Origin of the sequence: Pseudomonas hamedanensis (assembly GCF_014268595.2) — a bacterium.
Taxonomy (GTDB): Bacteria; Pseudomonadota; Gammaproteobacteria; order Pseudomonadales; family Pseudomonadaceae; genus Aquipseudomonas; species Aquipseudomonas hamedanensis.
In genome coordinates, this window is record NZ_CP077091.1 from 1,863,697 (window position 1) to 1,882,575 (window position 18,879).

The window sequence follows — 18,879 nt, forward strand, 5'->3', positions numbered from 1 at the left end:
GTCAGTGCGCCTTGTGCTCGATCGACGGCGCATCCGCTTGCAGCTTCTGCACTTCGCTCACCGCCAGTTCAGCGGGCTGCCCGCCCCAGCCTTGGCGCAGATAATTGAGCAGATCGGTCAATTGCTCCGGGCTGAGTTTGTCGGCGAAGCCAGGCATCGGCTGCATGTGTTCAAAGCCGGAGAACTTCTGCTCGCCGATACCATCTTCGATGACGCGCAACAGATTGCGTGGGTCGTCCAGACGCAACGTGGTGTTGCCACGCATGGCCACCGCGATATGCGGTTTGCCTTCGCCACCGACCGCGTGGCATCCGGCGCAGACGTTCAAATATTCCTGACGACCGCGCTGGGCACTGACGCCAAGCTTCTCTGCCGGTACCTCAACAAGCGCTTGGGCCACTGGAGGTTTGTCGCCGAGCAAGAACGTCGCCATCGCCGCCAGATCGGCATCGTCGAGGCCTTGCGTGCTGTTGTGGAACACCGGGAACATCTCGTTGAACATCGTCCCTTGCGCGCTCATGCCGTGTTTAAGGAAGGTGCTCAGATCCTCCTGGTTCCAGCCACGAGCCGCCAAGTCGGTGGCCAGCAGACTCGGCGCCAGATAACCATTGAGAATGCCGCCGGTCATGCGCTTGTCCAGTTGCATCGCGCCGGGCAGGCCGCGCGGGGTGTGGCATTCACCGCAGTGGCCGAGCACATCCACCATGTACTGGCCACGCTTCCACGCTTCGCTTTTACCTTCGGCTGGCTCCAGCTTGAGGTCTTTGCCGTACAGCATGTTCCAGCCGGTCAGGCCCAGACGGACGTTGAATGGAAAGCTGAGGCTGGTCACCGGTGCTGCACGGTCGATCGGCTCGATAGTTTTCAGGTAAGCGTGAATTGCATCGGAATCGGCGCGCGGCATCAGGTGATACGAGGTATACGGCATCGCCGGATACAGGTTCGCACCATCCCGCCGCTTGCCCTCGGTCAGCGCCGCAAAGAACTCGTCGTCGTTATACAAACCGATGCCATGTTCCTTGCTTGGCGTGATGTTGGTGCCGTAGATCGTGCCGAACGGCGACACGATCGGCAGGCCGCCCGCATAAGGCGCACCACCCGGCGCGGTGTGGCAGGCCATGCAGTCAGCGGCGCGGGCGAGGTACTCGCCGCGCTTGACCTGATCGTCGGCATGTGCAAACAGCAGCGGCGCAGCCAGCCCGAGCGCCAGGGTCAGGCGGGTCAGTAACAGCTTCATGCTCAACCCTCCTTGACCAAACCGAGATCAGTCAGCACGTTGCGGGTAGCGTTGTAGTAACGCACGTACCCTGTACAACGGCAGACGTGATGACCGAGGCTTTCCTCGATGACCTGTTCGAGCCGGCTTTTGACGATTGGCTGGCGTTGCAGCTTTTCAACCAGCACCGTCGCGGCGTTGACGAAGCCTGGCGCGCAGTAACTGCACTGAAAGGCGAACTCATCGACAAAGCGCTGCTGGATCGGGTTCAGCGCGGTGACCTGACCCTGCTCGTCGCGGGTCGCATGGCCTTCAATCGTGCGAACCTTCTTGCCCTCGAAGTAATGCGCGCCGGTGATGCAGGTGCGCACTTCTTCGCTGGTGCCGTCGGGGTTATCGACGATCACCACACAGGCATGACAGATGCCTTGGCCGCAGCCCAGGCGCGAACCGGTGAGGTTTTTGTATTCGTGCAGATAGTCGATCATCGGCAGGTCATCAGGGATGTCCACCGGGCCGACGGATTGACCGTTGAGAGTCAGTTGAAGCGGACGGTTAGCCATTGAGGGCCTCCTTGATGCGCGCAGCAGTGATGGGCAGATCGCGAACACGTTTACCGATGGCATGGGCCACGGCGTTACCGATGGCACCGACAATCGGGATCATCACCACCTCGGCGATGCCTTTGGACGGATCGCTTGGCGACAGCGGCGGCAGAATTTCCGCGGTCTGTTTCCACACCGCAACGTGGCGCGCCATCGGCAAACGGTAACGGTTGAAGTTCCAGTCACCCTCCCCCGGCCCGCCTTCGTACAACGGCATTTCTTCCATCAGCGCGTGACCAATTCCCATGGCGATACCGCCTTCGAGCTGGCCCTTGACCAGCTCTTCAACCAACACACGCCCGCACTCGACCCATGAATGGTGGTTGAGTACTTCAACTTGCGCCGAGCCTTTGTTGACTTTGAGTTCGACCAGCGTGGCGACCGGGCTGTAGTAAGTCACTGCTGCGTTGTTCAGTTGAACCACCGGGTAGTTGACGTTCTGGCGATCGAGCAAGTGGAAACCGGCACTGTTCATCTGCGCCTTTTTCGCTTGTGGCGCACCCTCACCGTACTTCACCGCAAGACCGTCCAGCGGCAGCCGCTCGCGCACGCCGTCGATGCTGTATTCAGCCTCGGCCCAGCTCCAGCGGTTGAAACCGTGCACTGTGGCACCGGTCACCAGACCGCGTTCGTGGGCACGCTTGGCCAGCTCCTCGAAACTCAGTGGCTGCATACCGTTGGCGGTCAGCTTGCCGTCAACCCAATGCGCATCTTCGCGACGCACCACGTAAGGGTTGGCCTGGCCGCCATACGGGCCCTGACGCCAGATCTCCAGCGCTGCCGGCCACAGGCCGTGGTTGAACAGTACGCGCGCGGCTTCACGGGTGGCGTGACTGAAGTAGTAAGCCGAGTTGGTCGCCGACGACGCCGACGCCAATTTGCCGACCCAGCGCGGGTTGCGCAGCAGCGTGTCTTGCTCGGCCTGACTCATGATGTAAGGGTTGCCGCTGGTGATCAGCTGCATCTCCTTCCATTCGGTTTCACCGGTCTTCACTTCGTGCGCCGGGCTGCCGAGGAAATCTGCCACGACCAAGGCTTGCGAGGTGGACATTCCGGTGCCGATCTCGATACCGATGTGGCGCAAGGTGATGCGCCCGTCGGCGGTGAACTCGATGCTCGCCATCGGCGCTTCGGAACCGGTGCCGAAGTCTTTCTGGCAGATGGCGAAACCGACGCCATACCAGTTGTCCGGGTCAGCCGCTTCGCGCTGCTGCTTGATTGCGTCGCGATTTTTCCAGACGTCGTGGACTGCGGCCTTGTCGAGAATCTCGTGCAGGCGCAGCGCACCGGCCGGGATCGCGCCTTGAGTGTTTTTCATCCCCGAACGCAGGGCGTTCTTGCGGCGTAAATCGATCGCGTCGACACCCAGGCGATCGGCAATTTCGTCAACCATCATCTCGGTCGAGGCCATGCTCTGCAGAGTGCCGTAGCCGCGCATCGAACCCGCTTCTACCGCCCGCGAGTGATACGCGGTGACCTGCAGATCATTCTGCGGCATGTAATAGATCGACTGCGCCGCGGTGGCGCCAACCGCGGCCACCGACGGGCTGTAGTTGATCCGGCCACCGCCGTCGACGCTCATCTCGGCGCGGAAGATCTTGAAGGTGTAGTCATTCTTGTCCACGGCCAATTGGTAGCGGATGTCGAACGGGTGGCGCTTGATGCCGCTCTGGAACTGCTCGTAGCGATCATTGGCCAGACGCACCGGCACACCGGCGCCATACAGCGCAGCGAGGGCTGCGTAGTAGACAAAAATGTTGTGGTCCTTGGAGCCGTAACCGACGGTGTAACCTGGGTGGAGGTTCAGATTGGCGAGGCCGAAGCGCGACGGCGCGATCATTTTCGCGGTATCGGTCGCCACTTCCAGCGGGCACTGAGTCGCCACCACGAAATGCAGGGTCTTGGTTTTCGGGTCGTACCAGCCGTTGCCGTTGTCCGGCTCCAGTGCAGCCGGCTCGATCGATGGCGTCTTGTAGCGCTCATCGAACACCAGCCAGTTGTCTGGCGGGGTATCAATCTGTTTCTTCATCCGTTCGGCGTAGAACAGACCACGCTCGGTCAGGTTGCCGTGCAGGTTCGGTTGGGAATTCCACACCGGACGGCGGTTTTTCAACATCGGGAACAGGATCGAGTCCTTGAGGCTGGCGAACTCGTCTTCGTCTGCCGAGGTCGGGCCGCCGACGCGCACATAGCGGAAGCTGCCGTAGGGGTCGCCTTCGTAGAACGGCACTTTGGCGCCGTAACGAATCGCCTTGTCGTTGAACTTGAGTTGGTTCTTGGCCTGACGAAAGCGCTCGAAATCATTCCAGATCAGGATCGCCACCGGGTGACCGATGAACATCGGCACCTTGCCTTGCGGCAGCAACGGATCGGGGGCGTGCTCTTCGGGGAAGACGATACCGTCCTTGTCCAGGTCGGCGGCGGTGACGATGCGGTCCGGCTGCAGATCGGCGCCGAGCCACGACAAGTCGTAGCCGTCATAGATGCGGTCGGCCTTGATGGTTTTCAGCAGCATGGCGTGACCTTGCTGCTGCGGCCAGCCCGGCATGTCCTTGGCACGGATGTCGCGGGCAAATACTTTGGCCCCGCAGACCTTGGACAGGGCATCGTTACGTTGCCGCGCCTTGCCGTTGTTGCCGAGCCACTGCTCGGAGGGCACGGTCACACTGGTTTCCATCAAGGCAGCCAGCGCCTGACTGCTGAGCGGTGTAAGCGTGACGCTCACACCCGCCACCAGCCCGCTCTGAAGGAACGAGCGCCGGGATATATCACGGTTAGACATGGATCATCCTCTGGGCGGTTATGGGTCCGCCCTTTTGGTTATGTACTGGGAATCTCGAGTCGTGCAGAAGCCCTTTCTGGCGAAGCAAAGAGCTGTGTTGACAGTGCAAAGCTGACCGAAAGGTTAACTTTAAAGGTTTCTGAGGCCGCAGCAAACAACCAGTTACAAAAACCTGACTAAATAATCAAAAAATCAATGCGACGTGGCATCGCACCATGTGATTTGAAATCAGATCCCTGTAGGAGTGAGCCTGCTCGCGATAGCAGTATTCCAGTCGCCGATGCTCGTGACTGACAAACCGCTATCGCGAGCAGGCTCACTCCTACAGGACTTGTGCAGAAGTTTCGAGAAAGGAAGAGGAAAGGACAAATTTCAGACACAAAAAACCCCGGTCTTTCGACCAGGGTCTTTGCTATCGATTCCGACTCAACCAATGGCTGACTTCGGTGTTTCAAGGCGTTCAGTGGTCCTTGAAACAGATATGGCGCAGCGGACGGGACTCGAACCCGCGACCCCCGGCGTGACAGGCCGGTATTCTAACCGACTGAACTACCGCTGCGTATCGCTTTGAGCTTGCGCTCAAGTAACTCGTTTTGATTGAAAGCTTCGGTGCTTTGCAATCGCGAACCAGACATGTCTGACTCGTAAAATATGGCGCAGCGGACGGGACTCGAACCCGCGACCCCCGGCGTGACAGGCCGGTATTCTAACCGACTGAACTACCGCTGCGCGTCGGTGCAGGCACTTTCAGCCTACTCTCTTGCTTGCGCAAGCTTCTCGGGAGTGGTGGGTGATGACGGGATCGAACCGCCGACATTCTGCTTGTAAGGCAGACGCTCTCCCAGCTGAGCTAATCACCCGTTTGCATCTCCGAGGCCGCGAAATTTACGCAGGTGGCGAAGCTAAGTCAATAGCGGGATTGAAGTTTTTCTGAAAAAGACGAAATTGCTTCCATCCTGCAAGACCGCCTTCGCGAGCAAGCTCGCTCCCACAGGGGATTGCATTCCAAATGTGGGAGCGAGCTTGCTCGCGAAGGCGTCAGTTGATTCAACGCAAAGTCAGGCGAAAAAGGCGACCTTACTCGCTGTAGATCATCTTTTTCGTCATGCCGCCATCGACGACGAATTCCTGGCCAGTCACAAACCCGGCATTCCTCGACAATAGCCATGCAACCATTGCCGCCACGTCCTCGACCGTGCCTACCCTGCCCGCCGGATGCTGGGCGTGATCGGCATCAGCCAGAGGCTCGGCCCGCCGCACCGAGGGATCACGAGTATCGATCCAGCCCGGGCTGACGGCGTTCACGCGGATTTCCGGCCCAAGGCTGATTGCCAGCGCGTGGGTCAGCGCCAGCAAGCCGCCCTTGCTCGCCGCATACGCCTCAGAGTCCGCCTCGGACTGTCGCGCACGGGTCGATGCCAGGTTGACGATCGAACCGTTGTGCGCACGCAGATACGGTGCACAGTGCTTGGCCAGTAACATCGGCCCGCTGAGATTCACTGCAAGCACCCGATTCCAATAAGCCAGATCAAGGCTTTCCAGAGTGATGTTGTGCGGGTCGGCCACCGCCGCGTTGCAGACGAGTGCATCGAGCCGGCCAAACTGCCCCAACACTTCGGCAACACCTAGCGCGACCTGATTTTCGTCAGCTACGTCCATGGCGATGAACCAGGCGTTTTCGCCGAGCACCTTCGCCACTTTCGAACCGCGCGCCCGATCGAGATCGGTCAGCACCACTTGCCAGCCTTCGCTGATCAGCCACGCCGCAATGCCCAGCCCGATGCCGCGCGCGGCACCGGTGACCAACGCAACGCGGCCATGGGTATTGGCCGACGGTGTGGACAACTCGATCACAACGCCGCCAGACCGCGTGCCAGGTCGGCCTGCAGATCTGCCACGTCTTCCAGCCCGACCGCAACGCGGATAAGACTGTCACGAATGCCTGCTGCCTCACGCTCCGCCGGCGCCAAGCGACCATGGGAGGTCGTGCTTGGGTGTGTAATCGTGGTTTTGCTGTCGCCGAGGTTGGCGGTGATCGAAATCAGCCGCGTCGCATCAATGAAACGCCATGCGCCCTCTTTGCCGCCCCTGACCTCAAAGCTGACCACGGCACCGAAGCCCTTCTGCTGACGCTGGGCCAGCGCGTGCTGCGGATGACTCTTGAGACCGGCGTAATGGACTTTTTCGATACCGTCCTGCTGCTCCAGCCATTCGGCCAATGCCTGCGCGTTGGCGCAATGCGCCTTCATCCGCAGATTCAGGGTTTCCAGACCTTTGAGGAAGATCCATGCGTTGAACGGGCTCAGGGTCGGCCCGGCCGTACGCAAGAAGCCGACGACTTCCTTCATCTGCTCACTGCGACCGGCGACGACACCGCCCATGCAACGACCCTGGCCGTCGATGAACTTGGTCGCCGAGTGCACGACGATATCCGCGCCCAGCTTCAGCGGCTGCTGCAACGCAGGCGTGCAGAAGCAGTTGTCGACCACCAGCATCGCGCCTTTGGCGTGCGCGATTTCTGCCAGCGCGGCGATGTCGACCAGCTCGGCCAGAGGATTGGACGGCGACTCGACAAACAACAATTTGGTATGGGTCTGGATCGCCGCTTCCCAGGCCGAGAGATTAGCCAGCGGCACGTAATCGACTTCAACGCCGAAGCGCTTGAAGTATTTCTCGAACAGGCTGATGGTCGAACCGAACACACTGCGCGACACCAGCACATGATCGCCAGCGCTGCACAGGCTCATCACCACCGCCATGATCGCAGCCATGCCGGTTGCCGTCGCGACGGCCTGCTCGGCGCTTTCCAGTGCGGCGATGCGCTCTTCGAACGCACGCACGGTCGGGTTGGTGTAGCGCGAGTAAACGTTACCCGGCACTTCCCCGGCAAACCGCGCGGCAGCATCGGCAGCGGTGCGAAACACATAGCTGGAGGTGAAGAACATCGGATCACCATGTTCGCCTTCCGGCGTACGGTGCTGACCGGCACGGACGGCCAGGGTATCGAACGCTACGCCTTCAAGGTCGCTGTCCAGCCGACCGGCATCCCATTCCTGACTCATGCTGTCACTCCTTGCTGTGTTCTCGAAAAATAAAAGTCAGATACAAAACCGGCCCCTCAGGGCCGGTTGAAACTCAGTTGTTGTACAGATCGATGATCGCACTGACCGCCTGGGTCTTGACCTTCGAGGCATCGTTGCGCGCCTGTTCGATCTTGTTCAGGTAAGCCTCGTCGACGTCACCGGTCACGTACTTACCGTCGAACACGGCGCAATCGAAGTTCTCGATCTTGATCTTGCCGCCACCGACCGCTTCGATCAAGTCAGGCAGGTCCTGATAAATCAGCCAGTCGGCGCCGATCAGGTCAGCGACGTCCTGCGTCGAGCGGTTGTGTGCGATCAGTTCGTGAGCGCTTGGCATGTCGATGCCGTACACGTTCGGGAAGCGAACCGCCGGTGCCGCCGAACAGAAGTAGACGTTTTTCGCGCCGGCTTCGCGGGCCATCTGGATGATCTGCTTGCAGGTGGTGCCGCGCACGATCGAGTCGTCGACCAGCATCACGTTCTTGCCGCGGAACTCCAGCTCGATGGCGTTGAGCTTCTGGCGTACCGACTTCTTGCGCGCTGCCTGGCCCGGCATGATGAAGGTGCGGCCGATGTAACGGTTCTTGACGAAACCTTCGCGGAATTTCACGCCCAAATGGTTGGCCAGTTCCAACGCCGCTGTACGGCTGGTGTCCGGAATCGGGATGACCACGTCGATATCGTGTTCCGGACGCTCGCGCAGGATCTTCTCGGCGAGCTTCTCGCCCATGCGCAGACGTGCCTTGTAAACCGACACGCCGTCGATAATCGAATCCGGACGCGCCAGATAAACGTGTTCGAAGATGCACGGAGTCAGCGATGGATTGGTCGCGCACTGACGGGTGTGCAGCTTGCCGTCTTCGGTGATGTACACCGCTTCGCCCGGCGCCAGGTCGCGGATCAGGGTGAAACCGAGCACGTCCAGCGAAACGCTTTCGGAGGCGATCATGTACTCGACGCCTTCGTCGGTATGACGCTGGCCAAACACGATCGGACGGATGCCATGCGGGTCGCGGAAACCGACGATGCCGTAGCCGGTCACCATCGCCACCACCGCGTAACCGCCAACGCAACGGTTATGCACGTCGGTCACAGCGGCGAACACGTCCTCTTCGGTCGGTTGCAGCTTGCCGCGTTGCGCCAGTTCGTGAGCGAACACGTTGAGCAACACTTCCGAGTCGGAACTGGTGTTGACGTGACGCAGGTCGGATTCATAGATCTCTTTGGCCAACTGTTCAACGTTGGTCAGGTTGCCGTTGTGCGCCAGGGTGATGCCGTAAGGCGAGTTGACGTAGAACGGCTGGGCTTCGGCCGACGTCGAGCTGCCGGCGGTCGGGTAACGGACGTGACCGATACCCATGTGACCGACCAGACGCTGCATGTGACGCTGCTGGAACACGTCACGCACCAGGCCATTGTCCTTGCGCAGGAACAACCGGCCATCATGGCTGGTCACGATACCGGCAGCGTCCTGGCCGCGGTGCTGGAGCACGGTTAGCGCGTCATACAGCGCCTGATTGACGTTCGACTTACCGACGATACCGACGATGCCACACATGCGACGCAACCCCTACTTAATGGATCTGAACTGAACAACACTCACTGTGGCGTTTTCGCCGACGGCAAGAGTTGCTCCTTGAACGGAATATCAGCGGGTACGCTGATTCCGCTGGCAAGCCACTGACTGCTCCACCCGAGAATCAGGTTTTTGGACCAGTCGGCGACCAATAGAAACTTTGGCACGAGCTGTGATTCTTTCCACCACCCGTCCTGCTGTACCGGCCCCAGGCTCAACAGCCCGACCGCCACGACCACCAGCAGCACGCCACGCGCAGCGCCGAAAGCCATGCCGAGGAATCGATCGGTCCCGGACAACCCGGTGACGCGAACCAACTCGCCGATAAGATAATTGATCATTGCGCCCACGATCAGTGTGGCGACAAACATGATGGCACAGCCCGCAATCACGCGAGCCGATGGGGTTTCGATGTATCCGGCGAGGTACTCGGACAATGAGCCACCGAACATCCAGGCAACCGCTCCTGCGATGATCCAGGTCACCAGCGATAATGCTTCTTTGACGAAGCCGCGGCTCAAACTGATCAAAGCGGAGATGGCGACGATTGCAACGATCGCCCAGTCAACCCAGGTAAATGGCACAGTGCAGCCTACAGACGGATAAGGCGGCGCATTTTAGCAGAGCGCATGCCACTCGGTAAGCTGCGATTGTCAGTGCTTTTCAATCGGAGTGATAGATTTCAGCCACGTTCAGGCTGGAAACGGACAACGAAGCCCTTGAGGTTCTGCTGACGACTCAACAAGTCACGCAGACGGTCGGCTTCGGCACGCTCGATCAGTGGACCTACGAACACCCGGTTTTTGCCATCCGCAGAGCGAATGTAGGCGTTGTAGCCCTGACTGCGCAGGGTTTTCTGCAGGCTCTCGGCACTGGCGCGACTCGACAGACTGGCCAATTGCACCGACCAGCTTACCGACAGGCCGTTGGCATCGACGCGGCTTTGCGTGGTGTCAGGCTTGCTCGTTGCGGACACGATCGGCTGGGCCGGCGCCGGAATCGGCTTGGCCACCGCCGGCGGCGCAGCCGGTTTGGCGATAGCGATGGGGGCGACTGGCGCAGGCGCGGGCGCCACCGGGGCGGCAGGCGCGATATCCTGCGTGACTTCCTCGTCAGTCGGTACCGGCTCTTGCGGCAAGGCTTGCGGCTCCGGCACCGCCACGGTTTCCATTTGCACTTGCGGCACGACCGGCGCTTGCGGAGCCGCCGGCGCCTCGACAGTCACCTGACGCTGCTCATCCTGACGGGAAAACAGCATTGGCAGGAAAATCACCGCCAGCGCCACCAGCACCAAAGCACCGACCATGCGCTGCTTGTACGCTTTATCCAGCAAAGCCATTTGCCGCGTCCTCCGTGGAGCGCCGGGCCAACCATTCAAGGGCCTCGGCGACACAATAAAATGATCCGAACAACAGAATCTCGTCGTCGCCGGTCGCTACAGCGCACTGCCCTTCCAGAGCGGCCGCCACGCTATCGTACGACGCGACCGAAGCACCCAGGTTCTGCAAGGCAGCGTGCAATTGGGCCACCGGGCGGGCGCGCGGCGAATCCAACGGTGCAACGGCCCAATGCGCGACACTAGCATTCAATTCGCCAACAACACCATCGAGATCCTTGTCCGCCAGCAGACCGAACACGGCGAGACGTTTGCCCGCCGGCGGGCGCGCAGCCAGCCGACGAGCGAGATATTCAGCGGCATGCGGATTGTGACCGACATCCAGCAACAAATTCAGGCGCTTGCCCTGCCACTCGAACACGCGACGATCCAGACGCCCGACCACGCGCGTCGCCTGCAACGCCGCCACAATTTGCCCCGCCTCCCACGGCAAGCCGAGCAGCAGATAGGCCTGCAACGCCAGTGCGGCGTTTTCCATCGGCAGATCAAGCAACGGCAAGTCGTGCAATTCGACTGCCTGCCCCTGCGCATCGGTACCACGCCACTGCCAGTGCTGATCGGTAACACCGAGGTCGAAATCGCGCCCGCGCAGAAAGAACGGGCAAGCCAGTTCGCGCGCCTTGTCGAGCAGCGGTTGCGGAGGATTCAGATCGCCACACAAGGCAGGCTTGCCCTGACGGAAAATACCGGCCTTCTCAAAGGCTACGGATTCGCGGGTATCGCCCAGATAATCGGCGTGATCGACGCCAATACTGGTGACCAGAGCGATGTCGGCATCGACCACGTTGACCGTGTCCAGACGCCCGCCCAGACCGACTTCCAGAACCACCGCATCAAGGCCGGCCTGCTGAAACAGCCAGAACGCCGCCAGAGTGCCCATTTCGAAGTACGTCAGGGAAGTGTCGCCACGCCCGGCCTCGACCGCCGCGAAGGCTTCGCACAACTGCGCGTCAGTGGCTTCGACGCCATTGAGCTGCACCCGCTCGTTATAACGCAGCAGATGCGGGGAATTGTAGACACCTACGCTCAGGCCCTGCGCGCGCAGCAACGAAGCCACGAACGCGCAGGTCGATCCCTTGCCGTTGGTGCCGGTGACCGTAATCACCCGAGGCGCCGGCTGGCCCAGCCCCATACGGGACGCTACCTGTTGCGAACGCTCCAGCCCCATGTCGATGGCGGACGGATGCAACTGCTCAAGGTAGGCGAGCCATTCGCCAAGGGTGCGCTCGGTCATACGTTGGCAGGCACCGGCGGGACCACGATCGGCTCGACGGGCGCAGCAACGAATTTCGGCGTCGGCTTGCCGGTCATTTGTGCCAGCAGGTTACCCAGGCGCGGACGCAACTCCTGACGATGAATAATCATGTCGATCGCGCCGTGCTCCAGCAGGAACTCGCTGCGCTGGAAACCTTCCGGCAGTTTTTCGCGCACGGTTTGCTCGATCACCCGCGGACCGGCAAAACCGATCAGCGCCTTCGGCTCGCCGACAATCACGTCGCCCAACATTGCCAGACTGGCGGAAACACCACCGTAGACCGGGTCGGTCAGCACGGAGATGAAGGGAATGCCCTCTTCGCGCAGACGCGCCAGCACGGCGGAAGTCTTGGCCATCTGCATCAGCGAGATCAGGGCTTCCTGCATGCGCGCACCGCCGGAAGCGGCGAAGCAGATCATCGGGCAACGGTTTTCCAGGGCGTAGTTGGCGGCGCGTACAAAGCGCTCACCGACGATGGCGCCCATGGAACCGCCCATGAAGTTGAACTCGAACGCCGAAACCACCACCGGCATGCCGAGCAAGGTGCCGCTGACGGAGATCAACGCGTCCTTTTCACCGGTCTGCTTCTGGGCCGCGGTCAGACGGTCCTTGTATTTTTTGCCGTCGCGAAATTTCAGACGGTCAACCGGCTCCAGATCGGCGCCCAGTTCGTTGCGGCCCCCGGCATCGAGGAAGATGTCGATGCGCGCGCGTGCGCCGATGCGCATGTGATGGTTGCACTTGGGGCAAACGTCCAGGGTCTTTTCCAGCTCCGGACGATACAGCACAGCCTCGCAAGACGGGCATTTGTGCCACAGACCTTCAGGCACCGAGCTCTTCTTGACCTCGGAACGCATGATCGAAGGGATCAGTTTGTCTACTAACCAGTTGCTCATGCTTTCTTTTCTCCAGTACCGGCGGCCCGAACGCTCTGGTTCGCAGCCCCGCGTATGCCCTTGAGCTAAATTCATGTGTGTGGCGATGGTTGGTGAACAGCCGCGGTCAGCGCGAAACATGACCTGCGTGCGATCCAGAAACCCTCAGCCGCGCCTGCTGTGTGCAAGTGCATTGATGGACGGCGGCAGACTGCCAGCCGTCACATCGGCGATGTATTGCCGCGCACCGCGTTGATGAATGCGCGAATCTTGTGGTGATCCTTGATGCCCTTGCTCGCCTCTACCCCGCCGCTGACATCCACCGCGTACGGCTTGACCCGCGCCACAGCGTCAGCAACGTTTTGCGGCGTCAAGCCACCCGCGAGAATCAGCGGCTTGCTCAAGCGCTGCGGAATCAGTGACCAGTCAAACGCCTCGCCAGTTCCGCCAGGCACCCCTTCGACATACGTGTCGAGCAGCACACCGCTGGCGCCGGGATAGGCATCGCAGGCGGCGGCAATGTCATCGCCGGCCTTGACCCGCAGCGCCTTGATGTACGGACGATGCCAGCCTTCGCAGGCCTCGGCGCTTTCGTCGCCATGGAACTGCAGCAAGTCCAGTGGCACCGCGTCGAGGATCTCGCCCAGCTCGCAGCGGCTGGCGTTGACGAACAGACCCACGGTGGTCACGAACGGCGGCAGTGCACTGATGATCGCCCGCGCCTGTTGCACGTTCACCGCACGCGGGCTCCTGGCGTAAAACACCAGGCCGATCGCATCCGCGCCGGCCTCAACCGCAGCCAAAGCGTCTTCTATACGGGTGATGCCGCAAATCTTGCTGCGAACGGCGGACATGTCGGTGAAAACCCTCAAGCAAAATCCGGGAAAGTTCCGGATGGTAACAAAAGCGCTGAAGGGCGTCAGCCGTCAAGTTCGGAGAAACCCGTAAGGAAATGTGGCCCGATAAAGCGCTCCGGCAGCGGGAACTCGTCGTGATACTCAACTTGCACCAGATACAGCCCGTAAGGATGCGCTGTTACACCACCGGAGCGGCGCTCACGACTTTCCAGCACTTCTTTCATCCACTCCACGGGGCGCTCGCCGGCACCGATGGTCATCAGCACCCCGGCAATATTGCGCACCATGTGATGCAGAAAGGCGTTGGCGCGAATGTCGAGCACAATCATTTTGCCGTGCCGGGTCACGCGTAGATGGTGCATCTTCTTGATCGGCGACTTAGCCTGGCACTGACCGGCGCGAAAGGCACTGAAATCATGGGTACCGATCAGGTATTGCGCGGCCTCGGCCATGCGCTCGACATCAAGCGGGCGGTGATTCCAGGTGATTTCTTCGTTCAGATGCGCCGGGCGGATCTGATCGTTGTAGATCACGTAGCGATAACGCCGCGCGATCGCCTTGAAGCGCGCGTGAAAATGCGCCGGCATGACCTTGGCCCAACTGACGCTGATGTCGTGGGGCAGATTGATATTGGCGCCCATCACCCAGGCTTTCAGCGAACGATCAACCTGAGTGTCGAAATGCACCACTTGTCCGCAGGCATGCACGCCAGCGTCGGTGCGCCCGGCGCACTGCAGGGAAACTGGCGAGTTGGCGACTTTCGACAAAGCTTTTTCAAGCTCTTCCTGCACCGTCGCCACGCCGGTCAGCTGACGCTGCCAGCCGCTGTAGCGCGAGCCTTTGTACTCAACGCCCAGCGCAACGCGGTAAAAGCCGTCGGGAGCCATTTCGGCGACCGGGTTATCTATGTTTGCCAAGGTGGGACAGCCTGCTGATTTTGCAAAGGCGGGCATTATAAGGCGGTGGGCTGGGGATGCCAGAGTTCTCTATCGGCGAATCGGGCCCCATCGCGAGCAGGCTCACTCCTACAAGGGGTATGCATTTCAACTGTAGGAGTGAGCCTGCTCGCGATAGCAATCTTTCGAACGCGACTGAAAAGGGCAAAAACAAAAACGGCAGCCTCACCGGGCTGCCGCTTCTGTTTAGCGCTGAACTTATGCCAGGTTGGACAGCATTTCCTTGGCCTCGCCACGCTGTTTCTCGTCACCCTCGGTCAACACTTCGTTGAGGATGTCGCGTGCGCCGTCGGCGTCACCCATGTCGATGTAGGCCTGGGCCAGATCGAGCTTGGTGGCGGCTTCGTCGGTGCCGGCAAGGAAGTCGAAATCATCTTCACCCAAATCATCGCCCAGCGCCGCGTCCGCTTCGGTAAAGGTCGGCTCGGCAATGCTTTGCGACAGACGATCCAGCTCAGCGTTGACGTCATCCAGTTCAGCCGCAAAGGCATCCGGCTCGGCGGCTGGATGGCTGTCCATTTCGTCCGCCAGCGACAAATCAAAATCATCCGGCAACTCCAGATCGTCCTGCGGTACGTCAGCGACGACCGGCGCCTCGACGGGTGGCAGATCTTTCACGCCCTCGTCCAGATCCAGCAGGAAGTCATCTTCCGCCAGGGTGGACGGCGATGGCTCTGCACCAAGGTCCAGATCCAGGTCGAAATCCGACAGATCGTCCAGATTGTCCTTCACCTCGGTTTGCTGTTGCAGCACCGATTCGAAGCTCAGATCGTCTTCGGCCGGAAACGCATCCAGCTCGACCGGCGCTTCTGGTTCAATCACCGGAGCAGGAACTACCGGCGTGATGTTGTCGAGATCGTCCAGGCTCAGATCAAAAGCGGTGTCGAGGCCGTCAGCGGCAGCCTCGGGCGCCTCTGGCTCGTCCTGCAGAAGATCCTTGACGTATTGCGCGTCCAGCTCGGCGGCGACGGCAGCCGCAGCCAGCCCACCGGCAGCAACCACGGCCATGGCCGGGAAGCGGCTTTTCAGCGCTTCGACCTTGGCGAAGTTGTCGCCATTGGCTACCAACTGACGCTCCTGGCCGACGAACGCATCGCGATCGCCCTGCTGACCATAGACTTCCATCAGCTTCAGGCGCAGATCGCTGCGCTGCGGCTCCAGGCTGACGCCCTCTTCCAGCAGTGCGGCAGCCTGATTCAAACGACCGGCGTTGATATGCGACTGAGCCTTGTCGAGTACGTCATCGGAACGCTCGGCGGCCGGCGCCACCAGCGGCGCGGCGATCGGTTCGGCCATGACCACCGGCGTTACGACCGGAGCAGGTGTTGGCGCTGGCGCCGGGGTATTGAGCTTGACGCTCGCAGCCGGGGTTTCCAGGCCTTCGAAACTGCTCTCAGGCAGATCCTGCTCGGCAGAGAACGTCTGCTCTTCTGCCAGCGCGCGGGCCATACGCAGATGTTTTTCGGCTTCTTGCTGGGCTTTGCGGCGACGCGCCAGCAGCAACAGCAAGAGCAGCAGAACGACGGCACCGCCACCGATCAGCCCCAGCAGGATCGGATTGGTCAGCAGTTCGTTGAAGGTTTTCTCTTCATCGACAGGCGGTTTCGGTTCAGCAGCCGGCTCAACCGGCGTATCGACGGGGGGTGCAATCGCCGATTCCGGTGTCGGTGCCGCTTCTGCTGGCGTTGCCGGTGGCGTGGCGGCCAATTCGGCGGTGATCGCCGGAACCGCTGGCACTGCGGCAGCGTCGCCTGGTGCAGCACCTGCCCCTTGCGCCTGCATCTTCGCCAATTGATTGTTCTTCAGCTCGATCAGCTTTTGCAGCTTGTCCAACTGGCTCTGCAGATCGGCCATGCGGCTTTTCAGTTCCTCGTTGTCACGACGGGTCGTGTCGAGGTTTTCCTGAGTGATCGCCAGTTTGTTGCTCAGCGCCTTGGCATCGCCCGCCGGACCTTTTGCGCCCGGCTTGGCACTTTCGGCCGACACCAGGCTCAGGTTGTCCTGCGTGTTGGGCGCCGCGCCGGCATTGCCACGGCCGCGATTGGTTGCATCAAGCTGCTGCTGACCGGTACCAGGCTTGGCCACGTAACGACGACCCTGACGCCAGGCCTCGTTCTGAGCCGCCACTTCAGCGATGGCGGCCGACTGTGGCAGCGCCGTGCTTTGCACCGGGTCCGGCAGGCGCAGCACCTGCCCGGTTTTCAGACGGTTGATGTTGCCGTCGATAAACGCATTCGGATTGAGCGCCTGAATCGCCAGCATGGTCTGCTGCACCGAACCGCCGTTGCGCGCCTTCGCCGCGATTTCCCACAGGGTGTCGCGCGGCGTGGTGGTGTATTGATTGCGATGGGTGGCGCCCGTGGTCGGCGCGGCGATGGTCGACGACGGCGCCGGTTGCGCGGCGGCGTCAGCGGCCTGCGGCGAGAACTTCGACGGGTCCAGCAGCACGCTGTAATCACGCAGCAGACGGCCATTCGGCCACATCACCTGCACGAGAAATTTCACCATCGGTTCCGACAGCGGCTGACTCGAGGTCACGCGCAGCACGCTTTTGCCGCCGGTGTTGAGCACCGGAGTGAACGTCAGGTCATTGAGGAAAGCCTGACGATCAACGCCGGCCTTGGCGAAATCTTCAGGTGAAGCCAGGCTCGGCACCACTTCGGCAGCGGTGAGATCCTTGACATCGAGCAGCTCGATTTCAGCCACCAGCGGCTGGTTCAGGGTCGACTTCAGGGTCAGCTCCCCGAGCCCGAGGGCATGCGCCATACCGGAGGACAGCGCCGAGGCGGCCGCTATTGCTAACACCAGTTTGCGAACTTGAACCATAGCCTCATCCTTTGTTTGAACGTTCCTCGGCCAGCGAGAAGATGTTGAATACCGCTGCCGTAAGGCATTGCGCGCAACGACGACAGCCGTCGCGCGCGATCATTTCTTTGATGCCCCGGAAAGTCCCGGAGAGTGACACGTTATCAAGTGCTTCGGGCAAGCATAGCGCTCACCTAGAATCAGTCGACAAATTGTTGCCAAGTATCTTTTACAGCAGGTCTTTTATCAACAACTCAGCCACCTGCACCGCGTTGAGCGCGGCGCCCTTGCGTACGTTATCTGACGTCAGCCACAGATTTAGTTCCGCCGGGTCGTCGACACCACTGCGCACGCGGCCGACGTAGACCACGTCCTGCCCCACCGCATCGCCAACGGCGGTCGGGTAATCGCCAGCGTCGACCAGTTCGATGCCGGGCGCGGCTTCCAGCGCAGCATTGATTTTTTGCAGGTCAACAGCCGTTGTTGACTGCAAGGTCACGCTAAAGCTATCGCCAAAAAACACCGGGGCTTGAACACAAGTTGCGGAAATCTTCAATAAAGGCAATGCCAGCACCTGACGCAACTCGCGCACCAGACGTTTTTCCAGCAGCGTATGGCCTTGAGCGTCGGGCGTGCCGACCTGAGCCAGCAGGTTGAACGCCATCTGCCGGTCGAAGAAAGTCGGCTCCAGCGGACGCATGTTCAGCAGCTCGGCGGTTTGCCGCGCCAGTTCGGCAACAGCTTCGCGCCCTTGGGCGGAAACGGCCAGGTTGGCGGTGACGTTGACGTATTGCAGGTCGATCAGGGCGAGCAACGGCGCCAGTACCACGGCGAGCGAAGTGGCCGACGGGCTCGGGCTGCTGACCTGGAACGGCGCTGTCAGGCCGGCGAGCACGCTGGCGTTGGCTTCCGGCACCACTTGCGGCGCCTGATCGGCCGGCAAGGCGCCAGACAAATCGATCAACGAACAACCGGCAGCATGGACGCGAGGCGCATAGCTCAGGGTGATGGCCGGGCCGGCGGCGAAAAACACCAGTTTGACCTTGGCAAAATCGAACTCGTCGACTTCGCGCACGCGCACGTTTTTGTTGCGGAACAGCACCGAACTGCCGGCGGACTCGCTGCTGGCCAGCAAATGCAGGTTGCCCACCGGGAAATTGCGCTCTTCGAGAATCTGTACGAGGGTTTCGCCGACAGTACCGGTGGCGCCGACAACGGCGATATCGAAAGTCTGGGTCATGAAGCTACCTCTGGCAAAACGGGGGGAGCGGCACTTTACCGGGTGGTTGGCGTGCAGGCAATTTCCGCGATATTTGCGGCGTACCGATCGTTCCCACGCTCTGCGTGGGAATGCCTCAACGGACGCTCCGCGTTCGGCTTTGGAAGGGACGCAGAGCGTCCCGGGATGCATTCCCACGCGGAGCATGGGAACGATCATTGCGCAAAAAAAACCCGCACCTCTCACAAGGCACG

14 protein-coding genes and 3 tRNA genes are annotated in these 18,879 nt (G+C 60.9%); all 17 read right to left on the reverse strand.

Going from position 1 to position 18,879, the window contains the following annotated elements; translation table 11 throughout:
• Position 1: 1 nt before the first annotated feature.
• Complete coding sequence (locus HU739_RS08030; RefSeq protein ID WP_186551955.1) at positions 2–1,237, reverse strand: c-type cytochrome; 1,236 nt, start codon at positions 1,235–1,237, stop codon at positions 2–4.
• 2 nt (positions 1,238–1,239) lie between these two features.
• On the reverse strand, positions 1,240–1,779 hold the full coding sequence (locus tag HU739_RS08035; protein WP_186551956.1) for a (2Fe-2S)-binding protein: 540 nt from the start codon (positions 1,777–1,779) through the stop codon (positions 1,240–1,242).
• Complete coding sequence (locus HU739_RS08040; protein ID WP_186551957.1) at positions 1,772–4,603, reverse strand: xanthine dehydrogenase family protein molybdopterin-binding subunit; 2,832 nt, start codon at positions 4,601–4,603, stop codon at positions 1,772–1,774. The genes HU739_RS08035 and HU739_RS08040 overlap by 8 nt, the downstream gene beginning before the upstream one ends.
• Positions 4,604–5,085: 482 nt before the next feature.
• A tRNA-Asp gene (locus tag HU739_RS08045) sits at positions 5,086–5,162 on the reverse strand.
• Between the two features lie 93 nt (positions 5,163–5,255).
• Positions 5,256–5,332, reverse strand: a tRNA-Asp gene (locus HU739_RS08050).
• Positions 5,333–5,387: 55 nt separating this feature from the next.
• Positions 5,388–5,463: transfer RNA gene (locus tag HU739_RS08055), tRNA-Val, on the reverse strand.
• A gap of 217 nt (positions 5,464–5,680) precedes the next feature.
• The gene (locus HU739_RS08060; protein WP_186552367.1) at positions 5,681–6,457 is read right to left on the reverse strand and encodes an SDR family oxidoreductase; all 777 of its coding nucleotides are present in this window, start codon (positions 6,455–6,457) and stop codon (positions 5,681–5,683) included.
• On the reverse strand, positions 6,454–7,665 hold the full coding sequence (locus HU739_RS08065; protein ID WP_186552366.1) for an O-succinylhomoserine sulfhydrylase: 1,212 nt from the start codon (positions 7,663–7,665) through the stop codon (positions 6,454–6,456). The genes HU739_RS08060 and HU739_RS08065 overlap by 4 nt, the downstream gene beginning before the upstream one ends.
• A 73-nt stretch (positions 7,666–7,738) precedes the next feature.
• The gene (gene purF, locus HU739_RS08070) at positions 7,739–9,244 is read right to left on the reverse strand and encodes an amidophosphoribosyltransferase (protein WP_007956466.1); all 1,506 of its coding nucleotides are present in this window, start codon (positions 9,242–9,244) and stop codon (positions 7,739–7,741) included.
• 41 nt (positions 9,245–9,285) lie between these two features.
• Positions 9,286–9,846, reverse strand: coding sequence for a CvpA family protein (locus tag HU739_RS08075; RefSeq protein WP_186552365.1), 561 nt, complete (start codon positions 9,844–9,846; stop codon positions 9,286–9,288).
• A gap of 98 nt (positions 9,847–9,944) precedes the next feature.
• Positions 9,945–10,601, reverse strand: a complete 657-nt coding sequence (locus tag HU739_RS08080; RefSeq protein ID WP_186552364.1) for an SPOR domain-containing protein — start codon at positions 10,599–10,601, stop codon at positions 9,945–9,947.
• Positions 10,585–11,892, reverse strand: coding sequence for a bifunctional tetrahydrofolate synthase/dihydrofolate synthase (gene folC / locus HU739_RS08085; protein ID WP_186552363.1), 1,308 nt, complete (start codon positions 11,890–11,892; stop codon positions 10,585–10,587). Before folC ends, HU739_RS08080 begins: the two co-directional genes overlap by 17 nt.
• Positions 11,889–12,809 (reverse strand): acetyl-CoA carboxylase, carboxyltransferase subunit beta, encoded by a 921-nt coding sequence (accD, locus tag HU739_RS08090; RefSeq protein WP_186552362.1) that lies wholly within the window; start codon positions 12,807–12,809, stop codon positions 11,889–11,891. Before accD ends, folC begins: the two co-directional genes overlap by 4 nt.
• Before the next feature lie 200 nt (positions 12,810–13,009).
• Complete coding sequence (locus tag HU739_RS08095) at positions 13,010–13,642, reverse strand: phosphoribosylanthranilate isomerase (RefSeq protein WP_186552361.1); 633 nt, start codon at positions 13,640–13,642, stop codon at positions 13,010–13,012.
• A gap of 65 nt (positions 13,643–13,707) precedes the next feature.
• Positions 13,708–14,532: a tRNA pseudouridine(38-40) synthase TruA gene (truA, locus tag HU739_RS08100; RefSeq protein WP_186552368.1), complete on the reverse strand. Its 825-nt coding sequence runs from the start codon at positions 14,530–14,532 to the stop codon at positions 13,708–13,710.
• Between the two features lie 267 nt (positions 14,533–14,799).
• Positions 14,800–17,427, reverse strand: a complete 2,628-nt coding sequence (locus HU739_RS08105; protein WP_186552360.1) for a FimV family protein — start codon at positions 17,425–17,427, stop codon at positions 14,800–14,802.
• Between the two features lie 208 nt (positions 17,428–17,635).
• A complete protein-coding gene (locus HU739_RS08110) occupies positions 17,636–18,646 on the reverse strand; it encodes an aspartate-semialdehyde dehydrogenase (protein ID WP_186552359.1) in 1,011 nt (336 codons plus the stop codon).
• Positions 18,647–18,879: the final 233 nt, after the last annotated feature.